The 18204-nt window shown below is 42.6% G+C and carries 15 protein-coding genes; 7 read left to right on the top strand and 8 right to left on the bottom strand.

All coding sequences use genetic code 11. The annotated features are described in order from the left end of the window. Positions 1-120: 120 nt before the first annotated feature. Positions 121-810, bottom strand: a complete 690-nt coding sequence (locus ISG33_RS08625) for a hypothetical protein (protein WP_195733202.1) — start codon at positions 808-810, stop codon at positions 121-123. 316 nt (positions 811-1126) lie between these two features. Between ISG33_RS08625 and ISG33_RS08620 the strand changes: the two genes are divergently transcribed. Genes ISG33_RS08620 through ISG33_RS08610 form a run of 3 tightly spaced genes read left to right on the top strand, consistent with a single transcriptional unit; the run spans position 1127 to position 4668 of the window. Then, complete coding sequence (locus ISG33_RS08620; protein WP_195733201.1) at positions 1127-2542, top strand: hypothetical protein; 1416 nt, start codon at positions 1127-1129, stop codon at positions 2540-2542. A 4-nt stretch (positions 2543-2546) separates the two neighbouring features. Next, positions 2547-3689 carry a hypothetical protein gene (locus ISG33_RS08615; protein ID WP_195733200.1) on the top strand — a complete coding sequence of 381 codons (1143 nt, stop codon included), beginning with the start codon at positions 2547-2549 and terminating at the stop codon, positions 3687-3689. Further along, positions 3679-4668 (top strand): restriction endonuclease, encoded by a 990-nt coding sequence (locus ISG33_RS08610; RefSeq protein ID WP_195733199.1) that lies wholly within the window; start codon positions 3679-3681, stop codon positions 4666-4668. The genes ISG33_RS08615 and ISG33_RS08610 overlap by 11 nt, the downstream gene beginning before the upstream one ends. A 173-nt stretch (positions 4669-4841) precedes the next feature. Here ISG33_RS08610 and ISG33_RS08605 read toward each other — a convergent pair whose 3' ends face one another. Beyond that, the gene (locus ISG33_RS08605) at positions 4842-6008 is read right to left on the bottom strand and encodes a M14 family metallopeptidase (RefSeq protein ID WP_195733198.1); all 1167 of its coding nucleotides are present in this window, start codon (positions 6006-6008) and stop codon (positions 4842-4844) included. Between the two features lie 11 nt (positions 6009-6019). Then, positions 6020-7108 carry a YncE family protein gene (locus ISG33_RS08600; protein ID WP_195733197.1) on the bottom strand — a complete coding sequence of 363 codons (1089 nt, stop codon included), beginning with the start codon at positions 7106-7108 and terminating at the stop codon, positions 6020-6022. Positions 7109-7520: 412 nt separating this feature from the next. On the opposite strand from ISG33_RS08600, the gene ISG33_RS08595 reads away from it, so the two are divergent. The 3 genes from ISG33_RS08595 to ISG33_RS08585 are packed head-to-tail and all read left to right on the top strand — an operon-like array spanning position 7521 to position 9786. Continuing rightward, positions 7521-8072, top strand: coding sequence for a hypothetical protein (locus tag ISG33_RS08595; protein WP_195733750.1), 552 nt, complete (start codon positions 7521-7523; stop codon positions 8070-8072). After that, complete coding sequence (locus tag ISG33_RS08590) at positions 8072-8806, top strand: SDR family NAD(P)-dependent oxidoreductase (RefSeq protein WP_195733196.1); 735 nt, start codon at positions 8072-8074, stop codon at positions 8804-8806. The genes ISG33_RS08595 and ISG33_RS08590 overlap by 1 nt, the downstream gene beginning before the upstream one ends. Next, on the top strand, positions 8803-9786 hold the full coding sequence (locus ISG33_RS08585; RefSeq protein ID WP_195733195.1) for an amidohydrolase family protein: 984 nt from the start codon (positions 8803-8805) through the stop codon (positions 9784-9786). Before ISG33_RS08590 ends, ISG33_RS08585 begins: the two co-directional genes overlap by 4 nt. Before the next feature lie 6 nt (positions 9787-9792). On the opposite strand, the gene ISG33_RS08580 is transcribed toward ISG33_RS08585, so the two are convergent. After that, complete coding sequence (locus ISG33_RS08580) at positions 9793-10623, bottom strand: phytanoyl-CoA dioxygenase family protein (RefSeq protein WP_195733194.1); 831 nt, start codon at positions 10621-10623, stop codon at positions 9793-9795. A 203-nt stretch (positions 10624-10826) separates the two neighbouring features. Here ISG33_RS08580 and ISG33_RS08575 point away from each other — a divergent pair, with 203 nt between their 5' ends. After that, positions 10827-13187 carry an alpha/beta hydrolase family protein gene (locus ISG33_RS08575; RefSeq protein WP_229333511.1) on the top strand — a complete coding sequence of 787 codons (2361 nt, stop codon included), beginning with the start codon at positions 10827-10829 and terminating at the stop codon, positions 13185-13187. A gap of 118 nt (positions 13188-13305) precedes the next feature. Here the strand turns inward: ISG33_RS08575 and ISG33_RS08570 are convergent, their stop codons facing one another. From ISG33_RS08570 to ISG33_RS08555, 4 genes are all read right to left on the bottom strand, one after another. Then, positions 13306-13779: an arsenate reductase ArsC gene (locus ISG33_RS08570; protein ID WP_195733192.1), complete on the bottom strand. Its 474-nt coding sequence runs from the start codon at positions 13777-13779 to the stop codon at positions 13306-13308. An 11-nt stretch (positions 13780-13790) separates the two neighbouring features. Beyond that, a complete protein-coding gene (locus tag ISG33_RS08565; RefSeq protein ID WP_195733191.1) occupies positions 13791-14966 on the bottom strand; it encodes a mandelate racemase/muconate lactonizing enzyme family protein in 1176 nt (391 codons plus the stop codon). 94 nt (positions 14967-15060) lie between these two features. Then, positions 15061-15831 (bottom strand): class II aldolase/adducin family protein, encoded by a 771-nt coding sequence (locus ISG33_RS08560; protein ID WP_195733749.1) that lies wholly within the window; start codon positions 15829-15831, stop codon positions 15061-15063. A gap of 143 nt (positions 15832-15974) precedes the next feature. Then, positions 15975-18182 (bottom strand): prolyl oligopeptidase family serine peptidase, encoded by a 2208-nt coding sequence (locus ISG33_RS08555; RefSeq protein ID WP_370545305.1) that lies wholly within the window; start codon positions 18180-18182, stop codon positions 15975-15977. Between the last annotated feature and the right edge of the window lie 22 nt (positions 18183-18204).

Raw genomic sequence — 18204 nt, 5'->3', positions numbered from 1 at the left:
TACCTGACACTCCATTTAAACAAATGTTGCAGGCTTTTCTAAGCGCTATAACTTAAGTGAAAAGCCTGCAGTGTCATTCGTTTGGTGTAAGCCTCAACTAAACTTGGTCTTACTTAATTGTTAAGCGGAAGGATGTTGTTGAGCGCGTTTTTTCTTTCTATCTGATACGAACCAGAATAAACCAAGCGCAGAGAGCAACACACCGCCACCCATCATTGCTATCGCATTTAAGGTGCCTGTTGGCGTGCGACCTTCTTCTATCAACAATACATTTGCTAAATCAGCACCTGGGAAGCTCTGACGCATAAGCTCCGCTTCTTCTGAGCCGAGGCTCTCAATTTCATTGATAATAACGCCTTGAACGCTTTGTTCACGTTGTATGCCTTCAGGTAGGGCAGCAACATTTTTGAAACGATCTGTTTTAACAATCGCTTTAATACCAGTTAAGCTTGGGAACTCAATATCGTCAGGAATCCCGTCAGGGTATTGTAGTTGAAGCGCATCGATGGCCTGGATAAAAGGGTGTTCTGGAGACAATATGGCGTAGTAGGTTTCAGTCACCTCAGTGCTACCTGAGACTTCCTCTGATGAGCGTTTTTTCTGCTTATAGCTATAAACAAGGCCGCCGTAAATCGCATCGTGCTCTGTAAGCTTCACATGAGCGTTTTCGATAGCAGCGCCATTTTCCAAATCGTATAATGATATTGTTGAAGGCGCTGTTTTTGCAATTGAGCCAAGACGAAGTTCTTGAAACCCGAAAAAGGCTAATATAGCTCCACCAATAATCAGAGCAAGTTTAATTCTATTCATTTAATGTTCCTTATTAATTTATATTTCCTTGTTTAAAAGCGGGCAGATAATAACAGGAATAGCGCAACTGTGCTAGGTGCTAGAGACAAGGAGCACACTAGTTATCTGGTATTTGAGCAGTTACAAGACATAAGTGCTGAGCATTAAAGAATAGGTGTCTTCCGCCGATACTTTTAGTTCAGCCGCATAGACAGTTTTCTGATCTTATTAATAAATTTATTTCATTGAATAAGCATGGTCAGGGCTGCAAACCTGATTCGCGTTTTACAATAATGTCGACGGCCAACATTCAACCTCAAAAGGCTAAAATTTGACAATGCAAAATAAACGTTGGCAGTTAGTCAGCTTACTTCCATTTTTAACACTCCTTCATCTTGGAGCCGTTTCTGCCAATACAGGAATAGGAAGCCCACCTCTAGATTGTAATCAACTTGGCTGGTTGAGCTATAATCCTCAGGACTTTATAAGGTATATTACACAAGGTGACGAAGGGCATTTAAAACCACCAGTTAGCCTATATCGACATGAAGTCTTAGGTCCACAAATAGAACCCTACAGTCTTCCTACCGAAAATTACATCTACGAAACCGCCTTAAAAGGATGTTATCTCGGAATGGATAACGTGGTTTACTCTAATTTTGAAATGGTCGGAAAAGACAAAATACAAAGGCACTTAGCGAGAAGCGCTGAACTTATCGTAAAATATGTTTCTCAGATGAGAGCGGATGATTTACACCGGTATAATAAGGAGTTTGAATACTTAAGTGAACAATTTAACACCCTTACAGGCTCTTATGCCAGATATCAAACACACAGTGAGCAATACGCTTATACAGAACTATACGAGAAAATCCAATCTCAATATTTCTTGTCTAAAACATTTACGTCTCGCTTAGAAAACTATCAAAAGAATAAAATGCATCCTAATCAGGCCATTCGAGATAAATACGTTGGCCACATTAAACTAATAGATGAGAGACGTGCAAAAATCGAAGACTTAATTTTATTTTTCGAGCAACAAGCAAAAATGGAAAAGGAGTTAATTACCTATATAGCAAAAAACGATTTAAGCTCAATAAAAAACCCATCTCATCAAGAAAAAGTTAAATTAGAGATTCAAACCTTATTAAAAGAAATAAAGAGTCAAAAAGTACGACAGTCAATCGGCCGGCAAGCGAATGAATTAGTCAATACAGGGGAAAATCAGTTTTTAATCCTCATTTTCATGTCAATAGTTACTATTTTTACTTCCGTTGGAACAATTATTGGGCTTGCGCGCAAAGCTCCAGTCTACTACGACTTTGACGATCTCATGTATTCAGTAGGCATTTTCGCTTGGCCAGTTGCTATAAGCCTATTTGTCTTTTCTATACCGATTCCAACTTTTTTAGCGCATCTAGTTCTTTGGGGGCCAACATTTTTCCTAGCTTATAAATCAATTACTAATACTTGGAGGTTAGGCCAGCGTATGCTTTTGCCAATTATTGTTGTAACTAAAATTGTTTGGTCGATTATGTTGGTACTAGCGATTTTGATGGCTATGAATCCCTCCGGTAAAACTGCTCGTTCGAGACGTACACAGCGCTCCTTGGCCCTTTTCTTTTTGGTTGTGGTGACACCTATAGTTTCAAAATTAATTGCCAATAAAAATGGAAAAATTTTTAATCCAAATGTGCTAAGCATTTCGGGCACGCGCGGAGTAGACAGAATTGGAAGAGCATTGAGGGGGTAACAAGATGGCCGATACCAGAATCAGACAAGGCAATCCAATCGTTTTATTTATTATATTTATTACAGCTTTTCTCATATTGATCATTGGTTTTATGGGGACAGTACTTTATGTTTCTGTTTTTGTCTTCTATGTATTTAAACGAATAAAAATACCGTGTATTGAAATCAAGAAATTGCAATTAAGTGATGAAGAAATCGCCGCTACAAAGGCTATTCAGCAAGAGTTTTCAGATATCAAAAACCAAATTACTGAAGATATTCGACAATTTAACCAGGCAATTCGCGAACCACAAGATATGCTGAATAGATTTAGTCGACAAATTAGCTTTATTACTAGTTTAAAAAAAATCGACCGAAACAGTTTGCCAGAGTTACTCGATATACGCTCAAAAGCGAGTCAACTTAATTTTGCTAACACAGACATAGCATATTTGGACTTGTTATTTTCTCACATAGAAATAATGACTAGCTCATTAAATAAAATTGATGAAACAATAGCGACTTATAGAACATCTAATGGAAGCTTTAATAAGAACGGTAGCATCAGTCTAAAAAGTAACAAAGGGAAACAAACAAAAAATAATATAGATGCTCTCAAAGCAAGTTTTGATGATGAACTATCAAGATTTCGCAGAAATATCGACGAATTCATTTGTGAATTAAAGTCTAATCAACAGCCTTTTATTGAAGAGAAAGTTCAAATAAAAAACAAAATTTCTGAAAAAGAAGATTTGCTAAGAGTATCTTTACAAAAAGAAAAGCTATTGATTAATGGTATATACGAGTCACTTACCCAGAGAAAAGAGAAGGCGTTAGATGAAATATCTGCGTTTCTCGACGAATATAGGTTTAAGGCCTCCACTCTAGTGTCTTTTTTTGCTTTTGTGGGTTCTATCGTTATCGCTTTAGACAGTTTTAAAACGGAAATGAATGAACTCAGTAGTTTTGTCACAAATATCTTATCGATAAGCGTAACATTTCTTCCAAGCCCGTTTATAGGCGTAACTTTTGTCACAAGCGTTATTACCTGGGGCTTTTTCTATTTGTTCTTTACATTCTTGTCAGATAAGTCAGCATTGATGAAATTAGAGAAAAAGTCACCTGAATTATTCCAGTTCATTGTAAGTGAAAGTGCCGATGTCAAATAATCGAAACATTACTCTTGTAAGAAGTCCCGCTAGCCTAATAGCTGATGATATAGCAGGTTATGGATGGGGGACAGTGAATTTTTCTGACTTCAATTCAGCTAGTGATATATGCGCTCACCTAACAGCAAATGGAATTTCACTCAAACGCCAAAAAAACCAAATTAAGCGTTTTTTTGAGCTGAAAAAAAACGATCTTGTGATCATCCCTGTTTACAAAGCAATCATAATTGGGAAGGTCGAAGGAAAAAAGAGTTACGTACTAGGGATTAAAAATGGAGAAAATAGAGTACATGTAAAATACTATAAAGATAAGGATGGTTCCGCTATAAAGATCCCGCGTTCAAAACTCTCACAGGGACTCGAGAGTCGCCTAAAACTTAGGATGTCTATAGCTTCACTCAATGACTTTTACGATGAAATCATTGTTTACGTCAAACAGTTAGAAGAAAGCAAGACTGTTTGTTTTGATAGTATTTTTCAGCAAAAGAAAGAGTCTCTAATTGAATCATTTAAGCAATCACTTCTTTCAAGTTTGGTCAACGGACAAACAACACTAGAGAGCGGGGGTTATGGGTTGGAATTACTCGTAAAGGAATTGCTTCAATTAGAAGGATATACTGCGCACATTGAAGCCAAAAATCAGTCTGCTGGCATTTCAGACGTAGACATAACCGCGACTCGTAACGACCCAGTCTCGTCGAATCGTGTTTTTGTGCAAGTAAAACATCATAAGGGAAATACTAGTGACTGGGCAGTACGACAACTGATCGATATAGATGAAGACGAGCACCATGACAAATGGGTAATTACTACCGGCAGAGTTGATGATACAACTAGAAACTTTGCATTTGAAAATGGGATCAACATTATGGCTGGTGAAGACTTGGTTGATTGGATATTTATTAGGTTCGACGAATTAAGTGCGCCATTAAAAGAACAACTTGGAGCAGTGTTGTTACCTCAAATGCTAACACAATAGCAATTTGTACTTGCGAATCAAATCTGCAAGGTGTTTCATCCTCCCGCTTCGTATGCGTTCTTTGTCTCAAAAATTCGAAGATATATACTTTTTGATAAAATAAACTGTCGATTAGAGACTGGGGAATTTAGAGGGCTGTTTAGACTTCGAATTCGATAAGTCTATTCAATTAATCACAACTCAAAATAATTAGTGAAACACTTATATAACTGCGTACCACTGAGGACTGATGCTGATGGGAAATGCAGCATCGGGATCAGGTCACAGGGCGCGTTTATATGGTGTATTGCGTTATCGTTGTCTAAATCGTCAATATTTAAGACCTTGGCTAGTACCTCACCCTTTTTCACCAAGTCACCTGGTTTTTTACAGTATTCCACCATACCGCCAAAGTCAGTAAATAGCGTTTTATAATCTGTTAAATTCACGCCTACTCGTTTCATTTTTGCTGGTTTATATTGGCTATTGAGTAACACGCCCCGCTTGGCTAAAAAGCCCAAAATGCCCTCTGCATCTTTTGCACCTTCATTAAAGTCGATAACCTCTTGGCTTCCCATTTCCAAGGTAAATGCTTGAACACCAAAATCAAAATGATGCTGGTAACGCCGCTTCAATGCATCTTGCAATGTCCACCAAGGACAAAAACAGGCCTCATCTAGAGCACCGGCGAATACTTTCGGAATAAAAATACAATGTGGGATAGAGAACTCAGTAGCAGTTGTTTTAGCATACTCGGGAATATAGATATGTCGGGTGGATACTGGCCCGTTGTGCAAGTCGAGTACTAAATCAGCATCGAACGCCAGTTTTTGCAGAGTGAGATTCAGTTGCTGTGCTAAGCCTAAACCCCAGGGTTCATCAAGCTTGTTTTCTATCGCCTTTTTCCACTGTTGACGAAACTGCGTTTTTATCTCATCTTTTAAAGAAGTCAACTCAATCTTATTAGCAGCCGCTAACGCCCTAGTGATCTTTTCATCGGGTAAATCGGCTGCAAATGCATCAACTTTTGCCTCGTCGTAAAAATAACCACGATTCCAATTAGTGCCATTTACGGGATCGAAACGTCCTAAGGTATATTCCCCTGCTTTGATATTTGTGCCAACTGGATTACAGTTTGGTACCAACACTATCTCGCCCGCAATGTGGGTATGTTTGAGTGCATTCAATAGATGGTAGATAACCACGTTACCTTGAACCTCTGCGCCGTGAATAGAGCTTTGTATGTACACTTTGGGCCCAGGTAAGCCATCCGAAATACGATAAATAGGGACATTTAAGTTCCGTCCCGACGCATTCTGCGCAACCGCGATGTAAGTCTTTTCTAGGCGTTTTGAGTTCACTGCATTACCTGTTAATTGTTGGCGTTAATAAATACGATGCCATCGGGGTTATTGCCCGTTGGATATTCTGCAATAATTCGCTGAGAATGAATATCAATGGCAACTATTTTGTTTTTCAGATTTAACGACAAAAATGCGATATCTAAACTCGGATGAAGCGTAATTCCTTGCGGCCCCGCATCTTTTTCTAGCGCTAAGCGCCCAATCTCTGTCTTGTTCGCAACATCAAAGAAGCGTAAGTCGTGATGTCGAAAATCCGGAACTAAAGCGACTTTTTCTGAATGGGAGAATAATACTCTGTACGGGAAGCTAAATCCGTCAAAGACCGCTAGCTTAGCCTCTGTTTCAGGGTCAATCACCACCACTAAGCCTTCTTTGTTAGCGCCATACCATAGTTCACTTCCATCCTTCAGAAGGCGGATAGCTTCAGGCATTTCTTCAACCTTGATCTGCTTCAATACTCGCTTATTTTCCAAGGAAGTCTTTGAAATACTGTTTGAGCGTATATTGCTCACATACGCTAAGCCCTTACCGTGATCAATTGCCGCCATATGAGATGTTTGTTGTTGAGTGGGTATAGCTGCTTCTATTTCACCGCTGATGATGTTCGCAACAACGAGCTTTGCGCTTTTACCTGAGGTGAATGCGACGCTCTTATCCTCTTTCAGAAACTGAATACCATGCGGGCCGGGGTACTTTTCCAGTGATATGCTTCGCTCAACTTTTTGTTCTGTAATATTAAAAACAGTTAAACTGTCTCCTCCGACAAAATCGGTACTAACCGCGATTTTACCATCCGAACTGGCAACTAATTCGTGAGGGCCTTTTCCTGTTGGTAGGGTATTCACGATTTTCTGTTGCTGCGTATCAATCACACTTACCGAGTTATCGCTTTTGTTCACAACAACAAGTAAGCCTTTAATATCGTCCTTCGTTAGCGCCTGGGCCTTTTCGCTCTCGTTAGCGCTTGTATTGGCATGTGTTGCATTGCCAAGACTTACTAAAACGATCATACAAGCCAATAGGGAATGGCATATCCTACTCGTGATTTTTACCTTTGGTGGTGCTATGGGGCTAATAATTTGATTGGTTTTGAACATAACTATTGCGTTTCCTAGATATTCGCCTTTTACGAAAATATAAATCGGACTAACTGGTCAGCATGTAATGAGACTGCTCACACTGCAAGTAGCATAAACCAAGATGCTATCTAGTGCGATTAATGATGTGCCAATAATAATGTGCGGGCATAACCACACTTAAACTTGTGTGTTTAAAAACAATGCTTCCTTTGCTGCTCGTTTTATACTTTTAATACGCCCAATTCTTAAAAAAGGTGATAGCATAAATAAAACACAGCAAACGGATAACACAATGACTTTTACTAGCAAGAAAGCTTCACACAGCATCATGCTCATCTCATTGCTAAGCCTTGCTAGCTTGGCTTGGTCGTGTGCTTATGCCAACTCTGGCACTACTAGCAATTCAGGAAATGCTGATAAAAAGCTTGCAATGAATAGCCGCCAAATAAGTGCCGCACCATTGGTGTCGATTCCTACCCAAGATGCTTTTTTTGCTAGTATCAGAGCGCATTGTGGCAAGGCCTATGAAGGCAAAGTTGTGATTGATAACCAACCTAGTCCGGCCTTCGACGCGCGCCTTGTTATGCATGTTCGTCGTTGCAACGATGCCCAGCTACAAATTCCCTTTCATGTAGGCAATAATGCGTCGAGAACGTGGATCCTCACCAAAACGGGAAGCGGTATGAATCTCAAGCACGATCATCGTCATGCCGATGGCAGCCATGATGCCGTTACTATGTATGGTGGTCATACTCTTGATGCTGGCTATGACCAAATTCAGTCTTTTCCTGTAGATGAATATTCAAAACAAATGTTCGCTCAAGAAGGTTTGGCTCAGTCTTTAACAAATATTTGGCAAATGTACATCTATGAAGATGTGTTTACCTATCGTTTGGTAAGAGAAGGCCGAGAGTTTCGTGTTGATTTCGACCTCACGCAGCCGATTACACCGCCAGCAGCACCATGGGGATACGAAGACTAGTGAAAAAGAATGTAGTAATAACTGGTGCAAGTTCTGGCATTGGCTTAGCCATCGCCAAAAAATTCTTAGATGAAGGCCATCGCGTATTTAATCTTGATATTCAACAAGGCGAGTATGGAGAATTCATTGCCTGCGATATGACACAGCATGAAGAAGTACAACAAGCACTGGCACAGATACTGTCGAGCCCTGACCTTGGCGCCATCGATGTGTTGGTGTGTAATGCGGGAAAGCACCTATCTGCCAATATAGAAGATACCAGTGAGCAGGCTTTTTTAGACCTTTTTAATTTGAATGTAAAAGGCGCATTTTCCGCAACTCAAGCGGTACTGCCTTCAATGCGAGCGCAACAGAGTGGGAGTATTGTGTATATCGCCTCCGACCAAGCCATTATTGGTAAAACAAACTCTTTTGCTTACAACCTGTCAAAACACGCGCTTGCGTCGATGGCAAAAACAACGGCATTGGATTATGCCAAGTATAATATTCGAGCCAATGCCATTTGCCCTGGCACGATAGAAACACCGTTGTATCATCAAGCGATTGACAAATATTGTGCGCAAAGCGGTGTCGACAAAGCACTAGTGCATAAGGAAGAAGGCAATGAGCAGCCAATCGGGCGCATCGGCCAAGCACACGAGGTGGCGTCACTTTGCTACTTTATTGCTTCGGAAGAGGCTGCCTTTATTACCGGTAGCTTGCAGGTGATCGACGGCGGATATACAACAAAATGAAAATCATCGACCCACATGTTCACTTATTCGACTTACAGCAAGGCGAATATCATTGGCTCAAAAATGAGAATCCCCCTTTCTGGCCGCAGAAATTTCGTATTCAGCGAACTTATAGCAGCACTGACCTAAACCTGAGTGACGGTTTGCAACTAGCGGCCTTTGTGCATATTGAGGCGGGCTTCAACAATGCCGAGGGACATTTGGAATTCGCAATGCTAGCTGAGCAAAACCATAAGCCGATGAAAGCAATAGGCTTTATCGATATAACGCTGGCACATGATGAGTTTTTAGTAGCACTCAAATTACAATCAGACTACGCAATCGCCGCAGGTATTAGATATATTTTTGAAAGCGATGTGCGTGCATTGCGTAACATTTTAGAGAACGAAAATGCGTTTAATAATCTTAGCTTTCTTGCAGAGCGAAATGGAATTTTTGAATTACAATGTGATGTGAAAAATACCGAAGTGGTTGTTCTTATTTACGCTTTCTTCAGTCGTATTCCAACGCTTTCTGTTGTTATTAATCACGCCGGCTTCGCTCCGCTTCCTCGAGTTGCAGGAGCAACAAATGATGCCACTTATCAACTTGATTATACGAATTGGAAGGCGAATATGCTGCTGCTATCACAACTGCCCAAGGTGGCAGTAAAGTTTTCCGGTTTTGAAATGCAACAGCTCTTTGATAGCGCTGCCAGCAGTGCCGAAGAAAGCCAAGCCAATTTGCACTTGTTGAGTAATTCAAGTTATCCCGTTTCCGACTTACAGGATTCACTCTTACATTGCCTTAAAGCTTTCGGCGAAGAAAATGTGATGCTTGCTAGTAACTTTCCCTTGTGCACATTTACGCATAACTACCAACAGTATTGGCAACAGATGCTCGCTTTGCTCACTAGCTTGCCAGATGATCGCCTATCGGATCACAACGCTTTAGTCTACGATAATGCCAAACGCATATATGGTTTTAATGCGCTGAGTTGAACCTTGCTAGATAGCAAGCCCTTCTGCTCTTATCCAGTTATGAGTATGATATTCCGCACTTCTACAGGTTAGGTGTAAGGTAAAAGCATGACGAGACTTATTAGATCTATTGGCCTCACTGAAGTGCGGTAATACGCCGTTAAACACCACTAAGGTGCCAGCTTTTACTTCCAAGGGAAGCGCCCTATCATTTTCAGGCCATTCGATATCTTCGATTTGTACTAGCTCAGTACTATCGTTTTCGTAACGCTTAAATTGCTCTTTCAATGGAAAGTGCGCACCTTGTTTATCTACCTGCAAGCAGCCGTTGATAAGGGTGGCATCTTCAATCGCCAGCCAATAAGTGATAACGGTTTGCGGTGTAGTGTAAAAATACGTAGCGTCTTGATGCCAGCGAATAACACCGCCTATTTTCGGTTGTTTGAAGATGTACATCGATTGGCGGATTTCCGGTTGACGCAAACCTAAATCGCGCGCAATGTTGGCAATATCACTGCCCTGACTAAAGTTGGAAAACACTGGGTTAAGCCTATGCAGAGCATGTCCAATCTTGTTTATGCTTAGGGCTTTTTCTTGCCCTAACTCTCCGCTTTCGGAAAAAGCATCTTCTTCAAAGAAACAACGCACTTTGTCGTCTGAGCTTAAAAAGTAATCGTCGCGGTTGGTGTTCGATTCAGACTCGGTGGAGAATATTGAACGCGAAAGGTTAGGGTCGAAGTTATCAACGATGTTCAAGGCTTCAGCACGCAGCTGCTGCATTTCATCAAGGCTAAAATGCTCATGGAGCACTAAGAATCCCTGTTGTTTATATGCCTTTATTTGCTCAGCCGACAGCATAATTTACCTCTCAAATTAAGAATGAGCATTGTGCAGTATAACCATGGCGTGATGCAAGTTGTTGCAAACATTGCGAAAGCGCCTGAAATCTACTACTGTTGCGTAACCATACTACTCGAAAGGATTGTCGATTGATGTCACCAAAAATCAAGTTTCTCACCTTAAGTTTTAGTTCTCTCATTTTACTTTGTTCTGGAATAAGCATGTCTGCACAAGCGGAAGAATATAAAGCGCCACCTAAAATGATGGCAGACCTTGTTGATGCGCCACGTCAGCCTGGCACAGCAGTTTCTAGAAATAATCAATACATTGCATTTTTAAAACGCCCGGGCGCACAGTCGATAGTTGAGCTCGCGCAGCCCGAAGAAACCTTGGCAGGGCTTCGTATAAACCCCGCTAATTTTGCCCCTGCCAGAAGCACTGGTTTTACCGCAATAGAAATTCGCTCAATGGATAGTAACAAAACAAGCAAAATTGAGAATTTACCGGAAGGTAAGATCATGACGGTTCGTTTTAGTCCTGACTCTAAAAACCTAGCCTTTTTGCTAGAACAGCCTGATTCACTAACACTTTGGAATTATGAGCTCGCTAGCAAAGAACTCAAGCAAGTGAGCGATAAGGCGATCAACGCTTCTCTTGGCGGCGCTCGCTATCGTTGGAAGGGTGACTCTAGCGGTTTCATTACTCGTTTAACCGTAGCGTCGGCCAGTGATGCACCCAAACAAGCTGCAGCCGCTCCACTACCGATAGTGCAAACCAGTGATGGCAAAAAAGCGGCCGTTCGTACCTATTCAAACTTACTAAAAACTCCTCATGACGAAGCCTTGTTCGAGTTCCTAACAACATCGCAGCTTGCCAGTATTGATCTTAACGGCAAGGTTAGCAAAATTGGTGAGCCTGGCATTATTCGTGGGTATAGCTACTCGCCTAACAGAAACTTTTTGTTGGTATCGCAGCTTAAAAAGCCATTTAGCTATTTAGTACCTGCAAGCCGCTTCCCTTTGCTCACGCAAGTGTGGACAACCGACGGAAAGCTTGTTGAAACCATCGCCGATTTGCCCTCTGGCGAGAGCATTCCGAAAGGCTTTGATTCCACTTTAGAAGGCCGAAGAAGTATTTCTTGGCGTTCTGATATGCCACAAACTCTTATGTGGGCGGAAGCACAAGACGGTGGCAACATGAGTAATGACGTTGAATTTCACGACGCCGTTTATACTTGGGAAGTGGGAGCAGGTGAGCCTGCCAAAAAACTATTAGATATAGAGCGTCGTTTTGCTGGTATTGAATGGGGCGACGACGACTTTGCTATGGTAAGCGATTGGCGTTTCAGCGACAGAAAACTTCGCACATGGAAATTTAACCCCAGTGACTTGAGCGAAGAAAAGGTGTTATTCCAAGAGCGTTCTTATAACGACCGCTACAACGACCCTGGCGACTTTGTTTACGAGCTCAATGGTCTTGGTCAATATGTGATTAAAGAAGACGATGGTAAAGTGCTACTTACTGGGCGCGGAGCCTCACCAAAAGGCAATATCCCTTTTATGGATGCCTATGACTTCAACACGCAAAGCAAAACTCGACTTTGGGCATCAGAAGCACCTTATTATGAGCGAATTATCATGCCGCTCTCAGACGACGCTAATAAAGTGCTGACGGTGCGTGAATCACAGACTGAGCAACCCAACTTCTTTATTCGTGACATTAAAAAGAACAGTCTTAAACAGATGACTGACTTCCCTCACCCTTCACCTGCTTTTGTTGGAGTAACGAAGGAGAAGATTGAATACACTCGCGCCGACGGCGTAGCCCTCTCTGGGACTTTGTACTTACCACCTGGTTACGATAAGTCAAAAGGGCCATTACCTGTGTTAATGTGGGCTTATCCACTTGAGTATAAAGATGCTGCCGTAGCATCGCAGGTAACCGAATCACCTTATGAGTTTGTGCGAGTTAGCTATTGGGGGCCGATGCCTCATTTAGCGCAAGGTTTCGCGGTATTTGACGATCCCAAAATGCCAATTATCGGCTCGGGTGATAACTTACCTAACGACTCTTTTAGAGAGCAGCTGGTATCGAGCGCTCAGGCTGCAGTTGATGTGTTAGTTGAGCGCGGTGTTGCCGATAAAGACCGTATTGCAATTGCAGGTCACTCTTACGGTGCTTTCATGGTTGCGAACTTATTAGCGCATAGCGATATATTTAAAGCAGGTATAGCTCGAAGCGGCGCGTATAACCGTACTCTCACTCCTTTTGGATTTCAAGGCGAGGAACGCAGCTTCTGGGAAGGTCAGCCAGTATATGCTTCAATGTCTCCCTTCTTTCACGCGGAGAAAATCGACGAACCGATGTTGATGATACACGGCAAAGATGACCCTAACTCAGGTACTTTCCCAATGCAGTCTGAACGCATGTTTGCGGCATTAAAAGGCTTAGGTGCCACAGCACGTTTAGTCATGCTGCCTCACGAGCAACACGGTTATCGAGCCAGAGAATCCTTGTTACACATGATGTGGGAACAATACGAGTGGCTCGATACATACGTGCTGGAATCTGATAAAAAGTAGCTTGTACTACTATGAGCAAATGAGTCCGCGCAAGTCGCGGACTTTTTTTAGGCGTCGCTGGCTGTTTTAGCGATAGCGTATTCTAGGCTACTTATCGAAGGCAAAGGGTTTTCTGTTGTTAGACAGCCCCTATTTCTGCTAGCGCCTGCTTTAGCTCTTTTTTGCTAGTGTGGTTTTGGCTAGCGATAGTTCGCAGCTTACTTACGCGTTCAGCAATTTCCGCGATACAGGCTAAGAAGGCCTGTTCTATTTTCACACTATCGCCGACTACTTTTGACGGATCACTCAAGCCCCAATGTACTTTTAGGCTATCACTGAAATATAAAGGGCAAGTTTCACCCGCAGCTGAGTCACACACCGTGATCACGAGATCAGGCTGAAAGCTTTCAAAGTCATCCCATGACTGACTTTGTAATCCGCTGATTGAAATGTCGTTTTGCGCTAGATACTTTAACGATAAAGGGTGTACTTCGCCCACTGGCTGGCTGCCAGCACTTCTTGCTTCAATAATATCGCCAGCCAGCTGGTTGGTCATTGCCTCAGATAAAATGCTTCTGCAACGATTATGAGTACAAATATACAGTATTTTCATTAGCTTAAGCTCTACTTAACCGTAACATGCGGTGAACGCATAACCACCTCATCGTTTAATTCAATACCGATTCCTGGCAAGTCGGGTACCTTAAATTTCCCGTTCACGGGTTGATAATCTTGGATACATAACTCGCGGTTCCAAGACTTAATCGCATAAGTGTGATGCTCATGGATCAAGAAATTAGGAATCGCTGCTTCAAGCTGCAATGACGCCGCTGTTGCGACCGGCCCACCACACACATGTGCTTGTACGCGAATATCGTATACATCGGCATAATCACATACCTTCTTGGCTTCTGTGAAACCACCACACAAGCCAACATCGGGCTGCAGCACATCAATACTTTGATCTTCAAAGTACGGGCGAGCATCCCAACGATGATATAGACGTTCGCCACCGGCAATTGGCACTTTCACGTTTTCGGCTACTTTCTTGTGAACGGCCGAATTCAAGTAATTCACTGGCTCTTCGAACATCATACAGCCCACTTCTTCAATCACTGAGCCCATCTGAATGGCCGAAGCACAACCCATTAAAGAATGTGCTTCAAAAATGATATCAACCTCATCACCCACCTCGGCACGAATGGCACGCAAACGATCGCCAAATAACTTCATTTGCTTTGGCGTAAACAATTTAGTTCGGTCAAAGCTTGAGTCACCGTTTTCGTCATACACGATGGGGTCGACTTTAACCGCGTCGTAACCTTCTGCTATCGCCTTGGCGGCAGAACGCGCATAGTCGTCAGGTGTGAGCATTTTTACACAATCTTGACTCCAGTCGAATTGCAATTGGCTAGCGTAAGTGCGCAGGTCGTCATTTGTTTTACCGCCTAAAAGCTGATAGACCGGTACATTCAACGCTTTACCTTTTATGTCCCACAGTGCGGTATCTATGGCGCTCATCGCGGCATAAAGCACCGGCCCGCCACCTAAGCCCCAAAAGCTTTCTCGCAACATACGTGACCACAAGAGCTCAGTTTTGAAAGGGTCAAAGCCAATGAGTACCGCTTCAGTAATTTCTTTTATCATTGCGGCGGCTGCGCTGTGACCCCAGTCGTAAGCTAAACCGGCCTCGCCTACCCCGCTTATACCTTCGTCGGTATGCACACGAACAAAAATAGGATTCCAAGGTGGACGCTCGGGGCAGTGAATATCAAAAATCTCAACGTGGGTTACTTTCATTGTCTATCGTTCCGTATGTGGAAAAGGAAATTGTATAAGCTTGATGATAGCGACTTTCATTCAAAGTGATCACAAGCGCGTAATTAGTTTGGGGTTAATAATCAAAGTCAGGATAGCGACGCTTCACTCTACGCATCATGGCAGGCCATGTTTTTTGACCGCCGGTTTGACCAGTATGAACAATAGCAGCTTGGGCTTTTATGCCATCAATAACAGATTGATTCACATGAATGAGTTCGTCACCACTGTTTTGCATTTTTACCTGTATTTCGCAGGCTCGCAGTAAATCATACATGTGCATGAAAGCATCGCCAATGGTATTGCCCATAGTGAGTGCGCCATGATTACGTAGCAACATGAAATTGGCTGAACCCAAGTTGTTTTGTAAACGTTTGATTTCGTCGGGGTTAACTGCAAGCCCCTCATAATCGTGATAGCTCATGCTGGCCAAGGCGAAAGCCGAATATTGACTGTAGGCCTGTAAACCATTTTTACAGCTAGCCACCGCAATAGCATCAGGATGATGAAGATGTAGGGCACATTGCGCTTCATGACGGGCAATATGCACGGCGCTATGGATCGTAAAACCTGCTGGATTAATTGAGAACGGAGACTCTTTGTCGATGACATTACCCTCAATATCAATCTTTACTAGATTCGACGCTGTCACTTCTTCAAATGCCAAACCGAAAGCGTTGATAAGTAAATCTTCGCTACCTGGAATACGCGCCGACACATGGGTATGAATAAGGTCGTCCCAACCATGCATTACGAGAAGGCGATAACAAGCCGCTAATTCAACTCGAGTTTGCCATTCGATGTCTGACACTTTGCCTTTTAGGTTTACCGTGGGAATACTATACATATTAGGAATTTTTTGGAGTAACAGTGTTGAAAATAATAGCAGAAATTGCGGAAGCAGAGTAAAGGAAATAGTGGCTATTTCATAAGAGTGAGCGCTAAGGCCAAATTGCACCTTAACGCCATCTCATTTATTTATTGTGGTACTTATTGTTTGGGTGCAGCGTCATCAATAGACTTTATGCCCATATTGTAGAGGACAAAACCGTAGATATCAGCAAATTGCTCAATGGTCTTGCTAATTGGTGTGCCTGCTCCATGCCCCGCATCCTTTTCGATACGAATAAGCGTTGGATTGCTGCCTTCTTGGAACTCTTGAAGAACCGCTGCAAACTTAAACGAATGCGCAGGAACCACACGGTCATCATGATCCGCAGTCGTAATCATTGTTGCAGGGTACTCTACGCCAGCCTTTACAGCATGAACGGGTGAATATGCTCGTAAGTACTCAAACATTTCTTCACTTTGTTCTGAGGTGCCATAGTCGTAGGCCCAGCCCGCACCAGCAGTAAAAGTATGGTAACGAAGCATGTCGAGTACACCTACCGCTGGTAACGCGACTGCGGCCAGTTTAGGTCGCTGAGTCATCACTGCACCCACCAACAAACCACCATTAGAGCCACCGCGCAAAGCAAGGTAGTCGCTACTGGTATACTTGTTATCAATTAAGTATTCGGCTGCCGCGATAAAGTCGTCAAATACATTTTGTTTTTGCATCTGCGTACCAGACTTATGCCACGCTTTCCCGTATTCGCCGCCACCGCGGATGTTGGGCACAGCATAGATGCCCCCAAGCTCTAACCAAGCGGCAACCGTTGAGCTAAAGTTTGGACGAAGGCTAACGTTGAAGCCGCCATAGCCATAAAGAAGGGTGGGATTCTTGCCGTTCAGCTCAGCATCCTTATGATGGGTGACGATCATTGGCACTTTGGTACCATCTTTTGAACGGTAGAATACTTGCTTTGACACATACTTCGAGCCGTCAAAGTCCACATCTGGTGTGTTATAGACAGTCGAATCGCCAGTTTCAGTGTTTAACTCAAAAATACTGCGAGGAGTAATGTAATTGCTAAAGGTGAAGTAAGTACTTTTCTCATCATTTTTACTGCTACTCACACTCGCAGTGCCCACGCCCGGCAGGCTAACTTCACGAACTAACTCGCCATCGTAGTTATACTGCTCGACCTTTGAAACTGCATCAACCATATAGGTAGCAAAAATGTAACCACCAGCCAAACTAGGCGACAGTACATTGTCGGTTTCAGGAATAACATCCACCCAGTTTTCGACGCTTGGGTCGTCGGCTTTTACTGAAACAATACGCGAGTTAGGTGCGTTGTTATTTGTGAATAAATAAATTGTGTCGTCTTTACTAGTGAGCATGCTCACATCGCTAGCGTGAGTACCTATAACCGTTTTCCACGGTGCATTTTCAACTGTTAAATCCTTCAAAAACGCTTTGTTACCCGACGTTGATACCGCAGCACTAACAAACAAATAACGGTTATCTTCACTCACTTGGGCACCTACATAGCGATGCTTTTCTGCTTCAGTATGGCCAAAGACCTTCAAGTCTTGTGACTGGTCGGTACCAAGCTTGTGATAGTAAAGCTTATGCTGGTCGGTTTTTTCACTAAGTTCTGAACCCTCTGGCTTGTCGTAACTTGAGTAATATATACCTTCATTTTTGTACCACTGCATGCCGCTGAATTTCACATTTATAAGAGGCTTGCTTTTTTGTTCCATGGTTTCTACATCAATGATGTAGATTTCGCGCCAATCACTTCCACCCGTGGATGTTTGATAAGCCGCTAGAGAACCATCACCCGAAAATGATAGTGCTGATAATGATACTGTACCGTCGTCACTGAATTTATTTGGATCGATGAAAACCTCAGCTTCGCCATCGCCTTTCTTGCGATAAACTAAGCTTTGATTTTGCAGGCCATCATTTTTATAGAAGTAGGTGTAATCGCCCTCTTTGAAGGGTACCGAAACTCTCTCGTAGTCCAACAGGTTTTTTACTACCTTAGCAATATCATCACGATAAGGAATTTGCTCTAAGTAGCTTTGAGTAACTGTATTCTGTGCGTCTACCCAGGCTTCTGTTTCGCTACTTCTATCGTCTTCTAACCAGCGATAAGGATCGGCTACTTCTTGACCAAAATAAGTAGCAACCACTTCGCCTTTAGCTGTGACTGGGTAGGTAATGCCGCCTTCTTTTTTCATTGTTTGCTCGCTTTTAGCCACATCGCTTTGTTCTTCAGAGCCTGGACTACATGCCATCAAAGTTGCAGCAACGGCAATTGCTGTACTGGCATAAAGTGCGGGTTTTAATATGCTTTTGTTTTTCATAAGGTTTCCGTTCTCTTGTAAT

It is taken from the genome of Marinibium conchae (assembly GCF_015595035.1).
Taxonomy (GTDB): domain Bacteria; phylum Pseudomonadota; class Gammaproteobacteria; order Enterobacterales; family Alteromonadaceae; genus Glaciecola.
The sequence above is the reverse complement of the archived record's forward strand: the minus strand, read 5'-3'. Positions and strand labels throughout refer to the sequence as shown.

What these genes read in the sequence shown, in the direction of transcription:
- ISG33_RS08625 (WP_195733202.1), bottom strand. Translation starts at nt 810, where the DNA reads ATGAATAGAATTAAACTTGCTCTGATTATTGGTGGAGCTATATTAGCC.
- ISG33_RS08620 (WP_195733201.1), top strand. Translation starts at nt 1,127, where the DNA reads ATGCAAAATAAACGTTGGCAGTTAGTCAGCTTACTTCCATTTTTAACA.
- ISG33_RS08615 (WP_195733200.1), top strand. Translation starts at nt 2,547, where the DNA reads ATGGCCGATACCAGAATCAGACAAGGCAATCCAATCGTTTTATTTATT.
- ISG33_RS08610 (WP_195733199.1), top strand. Translation starts at nt 3,679, where the DNA reads ATGTCAAATAATCGAAACATTACTCTTGTAAGAAGTCCCGCTAGCCTA.
- ISG33_RS08600 (WP_195733197.1), bottom strand. Translation starts at nt 7,108, where the DNA reads ATGTTCAAAACCAATCAAATTATTAGCCCCATAGCACCACCAAAGGTA.
- ISG33_RS08595 (WP_195733750.1), top strand. Translation starts at nt 7,521, where the DNA reads ATGAATAGCCGCCAAATAAGTGCCGCACCATTGGTGTCGATTCCTACC.
- ISG33_RS08585 (WP_195733195.1), top strand. Translation starts at nt 8,803, where the DNA reads ATGAAAATCATCGACCCACATGTTCACTTATTCGACTTACAGCAAGGC.
- ISG33_RS08580 (WP_195733194.1), bottom strand. Translation starts at nt 10,623, where the DNA reads ATGCTGTCGGCTGAGCAAATAAAGGCATATAAACAACAGGGATTCTTA.
- ISG33_RS08575 (WP_229333511.1), top strand. Translation starts at nt 10,827, where the DNA reads ATGTCTGCACAAGCGGAAGAATATAAAGCGCCACCTAAAATGATGGCA.
- ISG33_RS08570 (WP_195733192.1), bottom strand. Translation starts at nt 13,779, where the DNA reads ATGAAAATACTGTATATTTGTACTCATAATCGTTGCAGAAGCATTTTA.
- ISG33_RS08565 (WP_195733191.1), bottom strand. Translation starts at nt 14,966, where the DNA reads ATGAAAGTAACCCACGTTGAGATTTTTGATATTCACTGCCCCGAGCGT.
- ISG33_RS08560 (WP_195733749.1), bottom strand. Translation starts at nt 15,831, where the DNA reads ATGTATAGTATTCCCACGGTAAACCTAAAAGGCAAAGTGTCAGACATC.
- ISG33_RS08555 (WP_370545305.1), bottom strand. Translation starts at nt 18,182, where the DNA reads ATGAAAAACAAAAGCATATTAAAACCCGCACTTTATGCCAGTACAGCA.